The sequence below is a fragment of the Clostridium bornimense genome, assembly GCF_000577895.1.
Lineage (GTDB): Bacteria > Bacillota > Clostridia > Clostridiales > Clostridiaceae > Clostridium_AN > Clostridium_AN bornimense.
In genome coordinates this window covers 1,947,751-1,962,659 of sequence record NZ_HG917868.1, presented here as the reverse complement: position 1 = coordinate 1,962,659, position 14,909 = coordinate 1,947,751, and the positions used below count along the sequence as shown (strand labels likewise).

At 28.1% G+C, this 14,909-nt stretch carries 11 protein-coding genes; 8 read left to right on the top strand and 3 right to left on the bottom strand.

What is annotated here, in order from left to right:
- Nucleotides 1–203 precede the first annotated feature (203 nt).
- The gene (locus CM240_RS08835; RefSeq protein ID WP_044038480.1) at nt 204–1,823 is read right to left on the bottom strand and encodes a GxGYxYP domain-containing protein; all 1,620 of its coding nucleotides are present in this window, start codon (nt 1,821–1,823) and stop codon (nt 204–206) included.
- A 410-nt stretch (nt 1,824–2,233) separates the two neighbouring features.
- On the opposite strand from CM240_RS08835, the gene CM240_RS17785 reads away from it, so the two are divergent.
- Nucleotides 2,234–2,374, top strand: coding sequence for a hypothetical protein (locus CM240_RS17785; RefSeq protein ID WP_173400233.1), 141 nt, complete (start codon nt 2,234–2,236; stop codon nt 2,372–2,374).
- A 443-nt stretch (nt 2,375–2,817) separates the two neighbouring features.
- Here the strand turns inward: CM240_RS17785 and CM240_RS08830 are convergent, their stop codons facing one another.
- Both CM240_RS08830 and CM240_RS08825 read right to left on the bottom strand, forming a co-directional pair.
- The gene (locus CM240_RS08830; RefSeq protein ID WP_278246566.1) at nt 2,818–3,498 is read right to left on the bottom strand and encodes a YczE/YyaS/YitT family protein; all 681 of its coding nucleotides are present in this window, start codon (nt 3,496–3,498) and stop codon (nt 2,818–2,820) included.
- Nucleotides 3,499–3,502: 4 nt separating this feature from the next.
- Nucleotides 3,503–3,934: a MarR family winged helix-turn-helix transcriptional regulator gene (locus CM240_RS08825; protein ID WP_051483775.1), complete on the bottom strand. Its 432-nt coding sequence runs from the start codon at nt 3,932–3,934 to the stop codon at nt 3,503–3,505.
- Between the two features lie 221 nt (nt 3,935–4,155).
- Between CM240_RS08825 and CM240_RS08820 the strand changes: the two genes are divergently transcribed.
- From CM240_RS08820 to CM240_RS08790, 7 genes are all read left to right on the top strand, one after another.
- Nucleotides 4,156–5,454, top strand: a complete 1,299-nt coding sequence (locus tag CM240_RS08820) for an MATE family efflux transporter (RefSeq protein ID WP_044038479.1) — start codon at nt 4,156–4,158, stop codon at nt 5,452–5,454.
- Nucleotides 5,455–5,631: 177 nt separating this feature from the next.
- Nucleotides 5,632–6,474: a carbohydrate ABC transporter permease gene (locus CM240_RS08815; RefSeq protein WP_051483847.1), complete on the top strand. Its 843-nt coding sequence runs from the start codon at nt 5,632–5,634 to the stop codon at nt 6,472–6,474.
- 15 nt (nt 6,475–6,489) lie between these two features.
- Nucleotides 6,490–7,344 carry a carbohydrate ABC transporter permease gene (locus CM240_RS08810; RefSeq protein WP_044038477.1) on the top strand — a complete coding sequence of 285 codons (855 nt, stop codon included), beginning with the start codon at nt 6,490–6,492 and terminating at the stop codon, nt 7,342–7,344.
- 40 nt (nt 7,345–7,384) lie between these two features.
- Complete coding sequence (locus CM240_RS08805) at nt 7,385–8,689, top strand: ABC transporter substrate-binding protein (RefSeq protein ID WP_044038475.1); 1,305 nt, start codon at nt 7,385–7,387, stop codon at nt 8,687–8,689.
- Between the two features lie 19 nt (nt 8,690–8,708).
- On the top strand, nt 8,709–10,226 hold the full coding sequence (locus CM240_RS08800; RefSeq protein WP_044038473.1) for a CehA/McbA family metallohydrolase: 1,518 nt from the start codon (nt 8,709–8,711) through the stop codon (nt 10,224–10,226).
- On the top strand, nt 10,216–10,947 hold the full coding sequence (locus CM240_RS08795; protein WP_044038471.1) for an HAD family hydrolase: 732 nt from the start codon (nt 10,216–10,218) through the stop codon (nt 10,945–10,947). The genes CM240_RS08800 and CM240_RS08795 overlap by 11 nt, the downstream gene beginning before the upstream one ends.
- Before the next feature lie 347 nt (nt 10,948–11,294).
- Nucleotides 11,295–14,783 carry a ZmpA/ZmpB/ZmpC family metallo-endopeptidase gene (locus CM240_RS08790; protein WP_044038469.1) on the top strand — a complete coding sequence of 1,163 codons (3,489 nt, stop codon included), beginning with the start codon at nt 11,295–11,297 and terminating at the stop codon, nt 14,781–14,783.
- Nucleotides 14,784–14,909: the final 126 nt, after the last annotated feature.

The following is a 14,909-nucleotide window of genomic DNA, read 5'->3' as shown; positions in this document are numbered from 1 at the left end:
CCACAAAACCCACGAAAATCATAATTTTGATTTTCGTGGGTTTATTTTAGTTAAAGAAAAGTTTATTTAGGTTAAAATAAGGCAATTAAATTGTAAAATAAATAAGAATAAAATTTATGAGAGATAGGTAAAGTTGATAGATATAATATTTTATATAAAAGCTTTTTATATAAGACGAATTGTCACTAAAAAAATATATAAGTTTAAGTATCAACATGGGGTACATTGTTTATTATTAATTTTATAAAAGTATCTGGAGATACAATTCTTACTTTTGAATTCTTATTTAATTTATTTATAACATCATTAACATTATCCATAGTATTACTCCATACATGAACATATACAAATGTATAGGAATTTGGATCTTTAATATTGGTATAACCATAATTTATTCTAGTATTAATATTAGTAATAAGTTGATCTTCATCTTCTAATCCGCTCCAAAGTAAATCACGACAGGAAATAATAGGTTTATTATTTGACCAGATTATCTTACCGTCATAAGCATTATTTTTATCATAATTAAGATATAATAATGCATATATATTAGAGTTACAAGTATATTTATCCCATAAATCTTTTTTATAAAAAGCATCATCATCCAGGATTAATACATATTTTTGATCAACTTCAGCCATATAATCATTGAGTTTTTTTGTATAATCACCTAATTTTTCATAAGGATATTTACTGGGATACATATATCCATTTCCAGAAGGTGGTACTACGAAATAGTCTTTATATTTTGATGAATGTGCACAATGATAATATTTATCAAAAACTGTAGGGGCTAAGTTATATATGGATGGGCTTATAGACCATCCTAAATTGAAATTTCCTCTATAAGGTGAGCCAAACCAATTTTTCATGGTGAAATTGCTTCCAAGTAGCCATTGCATATTATCACCATCAGACATAATAAATGTAACATAATGGACTCCATCTTCTTCTTTTAAATTATTATCAATCTTTTGACTTTGAGGACTACATTTATATGAACTTAATACAGAAAGATTGTAGGACCAGTCAGCGGCAATCATATCTATTCCATATTTTGAAGAAATTGATACATTTGTGTGTTCATCGGGTCCCCAACCTAATATTCTTCCTCCTTCATCCATAGAGCTGAAAATCTTTTCTCTAAATGAACTATCTTTTACATCTTCTTCGTAAAATATTAATGATTTGGAGAGAATTGCATAATCTCTTAATGGCATAAATTTATCGCTAGGCAGTTCGATTACTGTAGAATGATTTAAACCAGAATTCCAAAGATTATTAAATGCCCAATATTTATCAGTATTTCTGCAATCTTCTATCAAATTATTTATTCCATGACTATTTATGGTATGTTCAATAGATTCATCTACAGCAATGGAATTATGTAATGAAGCCATTGTACAAGCATTATTTATTGAAGGCTCTTTTACAGTGCTGTATAGAACATATCCATCTATATATTTTTTGAATTTATCTATTAATACCCAGGGATCAGTAACCTTATTTAATTTTACTTTGTAGTTCTTTCTTAAATCTTTAAGCCATATTTCATAATCAGGTTCACTAGGACTTAAAATATAAATCTGAGTTTCAGATTTTGAAGCTATACCTCCCTGAAGTGTTGCAATCATAGTCTTTTCTGCATTAGTCATATCGTTTTCTGAAATCACATAAAGAGATTTAGGAACTATAGTGTTTTTTATATAAGAATTATCAGAATCTAGTATAAGGTGCGTATTGGGTGAAGCATTTATTGGATAAGTAAACAAAAGGATTATAGTAAATAATAAAATAGAATAAAATTTCACGATTTTTTTCATTTGTAATACCTCAGTGTTATTAATATTTTATTATGATAAGTAATTAATCATATATTTATTCTAACCGATTTTTGATTAATTATTGTATTTGGAAAGAAACCAGAATTACTGAGGGTATTTTTACAAGGAAGTTTCAGATAAATTAGAAGAGGGGAATCCAAATACAAAAGAACAATTTTCAGAATTAGTTGATGAAATAATTGAGAAAATAAATAGAAAAGAGAAAAGTCATTACAAAAGAGTAACCTAATATAGCAAAAATATGGTTGATTTAGCTTACTATTATTTAATATTATATTGCTATTGAAACTATAAATTAACATAATAAGGTACATAATAATGGGAACATAATAATTAAGAAAACTACATAAGATAAATTATATTAAAATATATAATGAAAGGTGATTCAAATGACAAGTAAGTATAAAAACTCTAAGAAGAAAATGGCTTCTTTAGGATTAAGAAAGGATAGTAATGGAGATTATATATACATAGATCCTAATGATACAACTTCAGAATTTGTTCCAGTAAGAAATAAAAAAGAAAAGTAATATAAAATTACGTATTACATTGCAGAAAAAATCTATGCTACTTTTTATGCAAATAATGCGTTATACCTATGCTTATACACTTGTCTTAATAGAGCAATTAACATATCTATTATTGTATGTAAGAAAGGGGATATCGCGACGAATTTTTATTCGTTAATGCGATAGCTCCATTTTTTATTAATGGTATATCAATAGGATTTACTTAAAAAGAATTTAAAACCAAATTTGATAAACTTCAGAAGAGAAAAGATGATAGAGAAGTTAAGCTTTCAAAAATACAAGAATTAACATAAAACCATTGCAGTAAAAGCGATGTGGTATTCAGACTACCTATATTATACATTCAAAAGCTGTTAATTTCTTCAACTTAAATTATATTTTATTATGTGGTTTTCTTATATTATAAGCAAATGCAAGAACAATACTTTCGGTTAATAAATATTTTAAGCATTTCTCTGTAATAACATATCACGTTTTGCACCAAAGAATTTTGTAATAATGCCTAAAATAGAACCAACTAATATAGCAGCAATTATCGTTCCAATGCCCACAGAACCAAGGGTCTTAAGCACAACCAGACACGCTACCAACGAAATAGTTACCATAGAAATATCAAATCCGATTTTCACTTTATTGAAATTAATATGTGCTTTGTCAGATATTGCTTTCATAGCTCCCTCTCCAGCTAATGGAATAATATCAGCTGGAAGATAGAAGAAAATACCGATAGCAATCAAGATAGTACTTCCAATCATCATCACAAGACGAACAACTATACTGTTTGATGTTGGCAAAAATGAAAACAGATAATTTGAGAATGTTGTAAAATAGCCGAATATGACACCAACAACAACCTGAAGAAGGTTTTTGATTTTAAATGCCTTTCTGAGAATCAATATTTGCATAAAAACCAACACAATATGAAATAAAATGGTTGCCTTACCCATTTCTAACCCTGTAATACAAGTAATTGTATAAGGAATTGAACTTACTGGGGATACACCCAGATTTGATTTTACTGACATAGATACTCCTAGTGTCATAATAAATAATCCTAATAAATATACCAGTAGCCTAGTTATATAATTTTCTTTCTTAATGTCGTTACTTATTCTCTTTATCAATTTTTTATTCCTCCAATAAATCTATTAAATTATTATTAGCAATTTCTAGCAGCCTCACGAATTCATTAATTTCTTTCTTTGACATACCTTTCACAATGCGCTGATCGACAAAAGAAAATGTATCCTCTACATCTTCAGCCATCTCTTTTCCGTATTCTGTCATAGAGACATATAGAGACCTGCGATTTCCATTCTTTGTTTCTCTTTTTACAAGATTACGTGTCTCCATCCTTCTTAGGATTCCTGTCACAGATGCAGAATCTAAATTACATCCTGCTGCAATTTCTTTCTGTTCACATGGCTCATGTTCAGCAAGAAATTCTAAAATTTTAGGCTCACCGGGTCGTAAATCTGTCTTTGTCTTAATATGTTGAATGATTGCCTTTTGACAATTAGTATGACAAGCTCTTAAATTGTAATGCAATGAATTTTCCATATCTGTCCTCCTTTTTTATTTGTATATTAATAGTTTGCATGCTAATTATATCCAATAATATTATAGCACTATTGGAGAAGATATCAAATAAAACATCAGATCCTAAGTGCCATAGAAATAAAAATTTTATATGATTTTAATTAAAAATAATATTAATTTTAATAGAAGTTAACAAAGAGATGATAAAATCAATTGATTTTAACTAAAAGTGGGAGTGTTGAATGGATAATAAAAACATAACAAAAAAATTTATTTATTACTGTCTACCATCAGTTATTTGTTTATTTTTATCAGGGTTTTATTCAATTATTGATGGTCTATTAGTAGGAAGAACTACATCAGACATAGGTTTGGCTGCTATTAATATAGCATGGCCTATTAATGCATTAATAACAGCATTAGGAGTTGGAATAGGGACAGGAGGTTCAGTAATTTACTCTACTTATTTAGGTGAGAATAAGGAGAAAGAAGCTAAAGTTACTCAATACAATACTTTAATAACATTAGTATTAAGTATAATTGTAGCTTTTGTTACATTAAGATTTTCGTATAAAAATATTCTAATCTTACTTGGAGCAGAGGGAAAAGTATTAAGTGAAGCTATAAATTATTCAAAAATAATGATTTATGGTTGTGGTCCTCAAATAATAGGAGTAGGTTTGGTTCCTATTTTAAAAAATAATAGTATGGCATTTACAGCTATGTTAAGTATGTTTATAGGGATGATAACCAATGTGGTTTTAGATATATATTTTATAGTGTATTTAAGGTTTGGAATAGGAGGTGCAGCTTTAGCTACAATTATTGGGCAATTAGTATCAGCTATTTTTTCAATTATATTTTTGTTATATAGAAAAAATATAAATTTTAAAAATAAAGATATTAGAATTATTAAGTTAAAGAGAATTAAAGACATAATTAAGATTAGTATGTCACCCTTTGGTATTAGTATAGCTCCTTCTATAGTTTTAGTATTGACTAATTGGCAATGTTTAAAATATGGAGGGGATACTATTGTAGCTACCTATGCTGTAATATCTTATGTGGTTTTTCCAGTTCAATCTTTATTAAGTGGAGTTGGAGAAGGAATACAGCCTTTAATAAGTTTTTATAAGGGTGCTGGTGAAGAAGAAAGTATAAAAAAAGTTAAAAAATTAGCATATAAAACAAGTATTGCATTATCAATCTTATTGACAATAGCTGTATTATTTAACATTAGAAAAATAGCTATTATTTTTGGGTTATCCTCAGAAGCTCAGATGTTTTTTAAATCAGGTATGTTTATATCAGTGTTAGCTTTCTTATTTATTGGAATAGTTAAGCTAAAGTCATCTTTATACTATGCATATGGTGATATAAAATCAGCTTTATTAATTATATATGGAGAGGTAGTGATAATAGCGCCTATAGCTTTGATTATATTACCTATACTATTTAAAGTTAATGGAATTTGGCTCAGCTTATTATTTACTAAATTAGCTATTATTATTATAGAAATGATGAAAAGAGAAGTTAAATAAACATAATAATTTATTTACATTAATTAACAAGATATTAATATTTACTTTACCTGTGTACTCTATTATAAGGATTGTTAAAGATGGGAGGGCTTATTATTGAATACTATATTAGAAGAGGACAGAAAGAGTAAATTATTAAGGCTAAATAAAAGATCTATAAAATGTGGAAGTTCAGCAATGCTATTTATTCTACCAGCATTGATACCATTAGTGATATTTTGGATATATCCTATTATTAAATCAATTTATATAAGTTTTACTGACTGGGATTATATGACGGCTGATTATAATTTTATAGGATTAGAAAATTATAAGAGTTTATTAGGAGATTCTAATTTTTATCAAGCTTTAAGTAACACTGTTGAGTTTAGCTTGGGAACAATAATACCAACTATAATAGGAGGATTATTATTAGCTTTATTACTACAAAAGAATTTTAGAGGATCAGGTATTTATAAGGTAATATTATTCTCGCCTTGGATTACACCAACTGTAGCTATTTCAATAGTATGGACATGGATCTTTGATCCTAATGTAGGTATAGCTAATAAAGTATTAGAATTTTTGAATATGGCACCATTAGAATGGTTAAATAGTTCTCAAACATCTATGTTAGCAGTAATTATAGTAACTGTTTGGAAGAGTATCGGGTATGCAATGATATTTTATATATCAGCATTAGAAAAAGTACCAAATGTATTATATGAAGCAGCATCATTAGATGGAGCAAATTGGTGGCAAAAGTTTAGACATATTACATTACCAGGTATATCACCAACAACATTTTTCTTAGTAATAATAACAACAATAAATGCTTTACAAGCATATGATCAAATACAAGTATTAACGCAGGGGGGACCTTCAGGAAGTACAAGAACGTTATTATATCAATATTATCAATTAGCTTTTGAGCAATTTAATATGGGGCAAGCTACTGCTGTAGCAGTGATATTAATAATAATTACAGTAATATTATCATTGTTACAGTATATAGTGTCTAAGAAGTGGGTTAACTACTAGGGAGGTAAATAAGCTATGTCTAAAAAGGTACTAAGTAAAAATAAAATAAATCTATTAATTTTAGTTTATAAAAATATATTATTAATAATTGCTAGTATATTTACAGTATTTCCGTTTATATGGATGATAGTTAGTGCATTAAAAACTAAATCAGAAATTATGGATACATCAAAATTCTTACCATCTGTAGCTCAATGGGGTAATTTCATAGAGGTATTAACTAATTCTCCAATATTAAGATATATGGGAAATAGCTTATTTGTTTCTATAATAACAGTTATCTTGCAACTAGTAACAGGTGCAATGATAGCATATGCAATAGTGAATATGAGATTTAAAGGAAGAAATATTTTATTCCTTGTTATTATGGGTACATATATGTTACCAACCGTTGCTACTTATGTCCCTAGTTACATAATATTATCTAAGCTAAATTTATTAAATACATATACAGGATTAATAATATCAAATGCAGTAAGTATTTTTGGAATATTTTTATTAAGACAAGCATTTATGCAATTACCAAAGGGATTGATAGAAGCTGCAAGAGTAGATGGAGCTAGCCACTGGCAAATAATTTGGAAAATAGTATTTCCTATAACAAAACCAGCATTTATTACTTTTGGACTAATTAGTTTTATTTCAAGTTATAACAATTATATGTGGCCGTCATTAATAACAGATAGTCCTGAGTTAAGTCTTGTATCACAAGGATTAAGAAGGTTTTTTGTTGAAGGTGGAGCATATGGTACAGAATGGCCGTTAGTTATGGCGGCAAGTACAGTTATAGTAGTTCCATTAATAATATTATTTATGTTTACACAAAAGTGGTTCATAAGTGGTATTGGAGATACTGGAATAAAAGGATGATAAAGTATTTTTAGCGATTTAACAGAGGGGGATATAAATAATGAAGATGAAAAAAATAATAGCAAGTTTACTAGTAGGTGTATCAGTATTATCAGTATTTACAGGGTGTGGTACAAATAATAAAAATAGTAGTGATAAGGTAGAAATTGATTTCTGGTATTCAGGAGGAAAAACAGCAGTAAGAGTTTTATCTGATATAGTTGAAGATTTTAATGAGTCTCAAAATAAATATCATATTAATACTGTAACTCAAGCAGATTACACTGAAACATATCAAAAATTACAAGCGGGAATAGCAGGGAAAAAAGGGCCAGATATAGCATTATTAGATGTTGATAAATCTAGAAATTTAGCATCAAAGGATTTAGTAGAAGATTTAAATGAATTTATAGATATAGACGAAAACTTTGATAAAGATGATTATGTGGAAGTATTTTTTAATCAAGGAATAGATGAAGAAGGAAATATATTTGCAATACCAGCTTATGGTACTACACAAGTTTTATATTATAATATTGAAGCTTTTGAAAAGGCAGGTATTAAGGCAGAAGATATAAAAACATGGCAAGACTTAGCTGATGCAGCTAAAAAGATTACTGTAAAAGAAGGTGATAAAACTACTTTCTATGGTTGGGAACCAATGTATGGTGTAGATAACTTGATAGATGCTGCATTTAGTAATGGTGCTAGCATTTTTAGTGAAGATGGAACTAAAGTTACTATTAATACAGATGAATGGGTAGAAGTATGGGAAAGTTTTAGAAAGTGGATTCATGACGATAAAATAATGACTATACATTATGGTGGACAAGGATGGGAATATTGGTATAAGACTATTGATGATGTACTTAATAATGTAGCTGGTGGATATACTGGATCATCAGGAGACCAAGCAGATTTAGATTTCACAAAGGTAGCAGCGATGGAGCAACCAGGTTGGGGAGATAATCCTTCAGCACCAACAGCAGAAGCTTTACAATTAGTAATGTTAAAAAATGATGATGATGACGTTAAACAAGGTGTATATGAATTTATGAAGTTCTTTACTAAAGCTGAAAATCAAGGTAAGTGGTCAAAAGAAACAGGATATGTTGCTGTAAGAAATTCTACTAAAGACATAGAAGACTTTTCTAAGTATTGTGAGGAAAATCCACAAGCTTTAGTGCCATTACAACAAGCATCTCATGGATCTATTTTACCTGAGGACCCAACTGGTGGAAAAGTTATAGATGCATTAACTATAGCGGCTGATAAAGTTGAAATAGAGGGAATATCAGCTAAGGAAGCATTAGATGAGGCACAAGAAACAGCACAAAAGGCATTAGATGAAGTATTGAAAAAATAATTTCTCTTAGGAGGTTCATATGAAATATGAATACATTTATACTATAAATGAAAATTGTGATAATAAAATAGAAAATAGTTTTTGTGTGAAGAAGGATATTGATAATTTATATATTGATATTGATATTGAAGAAAAGTTTTCATTAATGATTTATGTTGTTGCAATAGATTCTAATGGTGTAATAAGAATGCAAAAGCAATTAGGTTATGGTGAAAAGACATTATTAATAAGTAGTTCTAGCAATACAACTAGTATTGGTGGATATGCAGGACCAATTGTAAAGGGTGAATGGAAGTTAATAGTTTATATTTTCAAGGAATACTTAGTTCAACTATTAGATGGAAAGACATTTAATTTTAGTATATATGTATCTGATAAATGTGATAAAAAAGTATCTCAAACTATAGGAGAAGAATCATGGACCAACTACAAATTGGAAAAAGGGAAAATTACATATAACAATTATAATTGGAATAAAGTTATAAATGATAAGGAAAGATGGTATAAGGGGGATTTTCATACTCATACTGTATTATCAGATGGTAAAGAAACAGTTAAAGACGCAATGAAAAAGGCTAGGAATATGAAATTAGATTTTTATGTACCAACTGAGCACAACTTAATTCATACTGGATGGCCTAAAACAGAAGTTTTAGCCATTCCAGGTATTGAGATAACAACTAGTTATGGACATTTAAATATTTTTGGTATTAATGAAATTCCTAATAGTATATTAGACATAGCTGAAAATGTTGATAATAACGAATTTCTTGAAAAAGAGATAAATGATTTGCTGGAGAATAATTATAAAAATAATTATATAAACAGTATAAATCATCCATTTTTAAGTGTGTGGAGATGGAAATATAGAAATATTGATTTAAGATATATTAATACATTAGAGATAATAAATGATCCTACGTATATGGATGCAAAGGTCGCTAATGATATGGCTATAAAATTTATAGACTTATTATGGAATAATGGTCATAAGATTTATGGAGTGGGGGGCAGTGATTCTCATAACTTAATAGATGAAAGGTATGATGGGGCTGATAAGCCATCAATACCAGGTGATCCATCAACATATGTATTTTGTAATAAGTTAACAGCTAACAATATATTAGATTCAGTAAGATCAGGAAATGTATATGTTACTAGAGGATTAAAGTTAGAAACTGAAATAAAAGTTGGAAGTAAAACATATATGCCAGGGGATAGGATAAATATATGTTTAAATAAAGAAATACATTATAAGTGCAAAATAATTCCAGAAGAAAATATAAATATTAAAATTTATATAGTTATCAATGGAGAGAAAACATTAATTAATCATAAATTAAAAGAAAATGAATTTTTTATAGATTATATACACGAGATAGAAAATGAAGAATACACATGGATTAGATTAGAAATAAGAGATGAGGAGGATAATTTCTTAGGATATATTAATCCAATATATTATGGAAGAAAAGAACCTAATAAGATAACTTATGGCGAAATGTTAGATGAAATGGAGAAGTTAAATGAAAATTAAGGGGATTTTATTTGATAAGGATGGAACATTAATTGATTTTTTTTCTCTTTGGTTAGGTGCAGCAGAGAGAGCTATTTCAAAGTTTTTAGAAAATAACAATATAAATGATGAAAAGATGGTTAATGTAGTTTTAGAATCTATAGGTGTAAAAAATTCTAAGGTAGATCCTAGAGGAGCATTAGCATATAAGTCATATAGTGAAATAGGTAATGATATTTATAAAGAATTATGTAAGCATGGATATAAATTAAATGCTGAAAAAATAGGAGCTGATATTTCACGTTTATTTGATAATGAGGTTAATAAAGATGATGTAAATATAGTTGAATTATATGATTTACATAAATTGTTTGAGTACTTAAAGGGAAAAAATATTTACATAGGATTAGCTACAACAGATACTTTATTATCAGCAAAATATTGTTTGAAAAGATTGAATGTGAATAAGTATTTTGATTTTATAGGTGCAGATGATGGAATGTATAAACCAAAGCCTGCCATAGATTTAATAGAAGCGTTTTGTAGTAAATTTAATTTAAAATATAGTGAGATTGCTGTAGTTGGAGATACATATAATGATATGATATTTGCAAAGAATAGTGGGGCTTTATCTATTGGAGTATTAAGTGGTGTTAGTACTATAGAAGATTTTAAGGGACATGCAGATATTATATTAAAAAATGTTGGTGAACTAGTGATAAACAAAGAAATAGGATGGTAAGAATAGTTGCAATTAGAGGCAAGAATAATAAAAATAACTTTGTTTTAAAAGAAAACTGATATGGGAAAAGCTACTATAAATGATATATTTGCAATAAGCAATATTACAATTATAAATAAATCTTTTAGCCTTGAGTAAGATTATTCACTCAAGGCTTTTACATTATCATTAGAAATTATATTTTATACTGCTTAATTTTACAAAAATATAAAGTGGTTTTATAAAATAACGAAAAATAATAATAACTAATTAGGTATGCTTAGGCTAATATAAGCACACTTTTTTATTCCAATATTTTAATTACTAGAAGGAAATACTTAAAGCTATATAAAGAAAGGAATAATGAAATGAAAGAACTATTACAAAAGAAGAAGAATGAAAAGCGAGTTATAAAATATGCTCTTAGAAAATCTACAGTGGGGTTAGTATCAGTGGCGCTTTCAGTGTCATTAATTTCACCAGTAGTAGTATCAGCAGCATCTTTAGTTCAGAGTTCGAAGGAAGTATCTAATGAAAGAAATACAGATGGCGATCCTTTAAAGATAGGCACAGCGAGCATAGATTCACTGATTACTTCAGAGGAAGCAGATAAAATAATAAATGAAGTTTTTGATGCTTTAAATGATATTAAGTATGAAGATTTATATGATAGCTTAAATGCTTATGAAAGATTTGAGGATATAAATAACGTTACTAATAAGTTAAAAAATGAATTGGGTAGAGATCCAAAACCAGAAGAAATAAAAGAAGCAATAAAAACTTTGTATATGACTAGACTTGATTTAGAATCAAGTTTTAACAAGGTGAAAGCTAATTTAAGAACAGACTTAAAGAAAATAATTACTAACTCAACATATGCTGAAGCAAAGTATATTCTTAGATATAAAACTAATATATTATTAGCATTAACTTATTTAGAAAAACAGTATAGTTTTACTTTTGGAAATGAAAGTGCAAAAGATTTAATTTTGTATAATGCAGGTCTTAAAGGTCCGAGATATAATGCTTTAGATAATGTAATAGGTATAGGAAACTTAACTTATTCAGATTTAGAACTTAAAAACAATATAAGAACGTATACTAATCAAATTGCACCTATTACTGGTGAAGATAATATATTAGATTTTATTGAGAAAGCTGTAGAGAAATATACATCAGAAAAATCAGCTGCCGATTGGTTTAAGAAAACAAGTAAAGCATGGATAGTTGAAGGGGACAATAAATATGGAGAAACTTCAATATATAATAAGATGTCAAGGGATGAGAGATTAAAGTCACATCTTATTCCATTACTATCAGTTAGTGATAAGAGTATTTATGCAATTAGTACTATGAGTACTGTTACTTATGGCTTGGTGGATACATATTTTGATAACAAAGATAATATAACAATGGACGATTTAAGAGATGATTTAGAGAAAACAGCTAAGAAACAGCAAGCTTTTATAGATTTTTGGTATAGAATCAGTAAGGTTAATAATAAGCTTCTGGAGGAGAAAAACATAATTGTAATTGATAGCTTATTAGACTATGGAAAAGCTAGTAATATGGAAACTTTATGGTCAGAAGAAACAGGAAGTACAGCATTAACTGGTGTTCGTGAGTTTATTACACCTTTAGGTTTCTATACAACATATATGTTTGCAGATGGACAAGCGGGAACAGATGATTGTATTAATCTGTTTTTATCTAAATCATTAACTGATAGAGGACAAGAAACTTATACTCATGAGTTAACACATCTTTTAGATAATAAGGTTTTGTTAAATGGTTATGGCAGAAGATCAGGCAAAGGAGCAGAAGCTTTTGCTAGAGGTTTATTTGAAAGTATAAATAATAATGGAGGTTCTTTAATAAGAGAACCAATCTTTAACTTAAATCTATCTTATGAATTAGGTGATGAAAGAATACAAAATAAATCACCAGAAAGATTTAATACAGAAGATGATATGCAGCAATATATGCAAGGATTAATGGATGTTATCTATACATTAGATTATGTAGAAGCCCAAAGTTCACTAAAACAAACAGCTGAAGATAAGACTGTACTATATAATCAAATATCACTAACACCAGATGCTAAAAAGCCTGGTATAGTTAATGATACTTTCCAAAGTATAAGTAAAGAAACAGCGGAAAGTTTAAAAACCATTGATGATTTAATTGATAAAAATATAGTATCAGGAAGACTTGCATTCCAAGGAATATTAACAACAGGAACAGCAGAGGATAACGGATATTATGTAGTACCTTTATTCAATCCAATTTATGCAGCTATGCAGAATAATTCAGGTGCAGTTGGAGATATAACTTTTAAAAGAAATGCTTATGAATTATTAGCACAGTATGGTTATAGTGATGGTATGGTAGCTTATATTTCTGATCAGTATCCTAATGATGAAGAGGCTTTAAAGGCAATTTTAGATGCTAAGTATAATGGTGATTTAGCAGCATTTAAAAAGGATATGTTTGCTATTAGAATAAGTAAATTATCAAAACTTAAACAAACAGATGTTTTTGCTGATTATCAAGAGTTGCAAGAAAAGATGGATAAAGCCGTTAAAACAGATTTAGACACTATGAAAAAAAATAAACAATATAATATCAATATAAATCAAGGCGTAAATGCCGTAAGTACTTTAAAAAATGAAATATTACAGTATTATTTAAAGAGTACAGATGATTTTAAAACATCTATTTATAAAGATATAGTTATTGGAGAGAAGAAAGAAGTAACTGAAAATATAATACCGTCAACTATTATTAATAAAACTGATGATACATTATGGGAAGATGAAACTCGTATTGAAAAAGGAACTGATGGAGTTGAAAGAGTTACTAAAGTATGGAGAACAGAAGATGGTATTGTAGTAGGACAGCCAAATGTTACAACAGAAATAATACAAGAAATGAAGCCAACAGTAATTTATAAAGGTACTAAAAAAATAGAAGGTGAAATTGTAACAGTAGATGATAATGTTAAGATTCCAATAAAAGTTATAGAAAAAGAAGATCCAAATCTGTATGTAGGAGAAACTAGAACAGAGTTAGGAGAAGAAGGAATAAAGAAAGTAACGACAGTTCAAAAAACTGAGAAAGGTAATCCGGTGGGAGACCCAGTTGTAACGGAAGAAGTTATCAAAGAAATGAAACCAACAATTATCTATAAAGGTACAATGAAAAAACCTGAAATAAGTCTTTCTCAAAGTACTTTTGTTTATGATAAAAATTCAACTGATATTGAATCAATGATTTTAAATAGTATTGTACTAGATGATGATTTATTATACATAGGTATACAAATCATAGGAGAAGTACCAACTACTTCAGGAAGACATGATATTACTATAAGGTTATTACGTAGAGATGGTATTACTTGTGATGTTGAAGTCAATATTGCAATAGTAAGTGCTCCTGTAACTACGCCGGAGATATCAAAGCCAGATAGCAATAGTACTAATATGCCTAATGATGATATATTAGATAAAGTATCTAATACTGTTGTAAATAGTGAAGTAAAAAATACAATAGTTAATACAGTGGTTAACAAAGAAAATAAAGTTGATACTAATAATAATACTGTTGATGAAAGTGCTAATATTTCAAGTGATATAAATGTAGATGAAGAAAAAGATATATCAAATGAATCAGAGACTGCAGAAGTAAAAGAATCTACAACTTATTCTGAAAAAAATAGTACTGAAAATTCATTTAAAGAAAATGATACAAGTGAAGATAAAGAATCCAGTAAGACTTTAATATATGTAGGTATTGGATTAATTGTATCATTATTATTGGGAAGCTTAATTAAGATATTTAAAAGAAATGGTAAGTAAAAAATAATTTTTATGGTGGCTTTTTAAAAGATCACGTTTTGATTTTACTATAAAACCCTCGACAATGATAATTTGTATTGTCGAGGGTTATTATTTTGTAATTATTTAAAGAAAATCAATCACCAG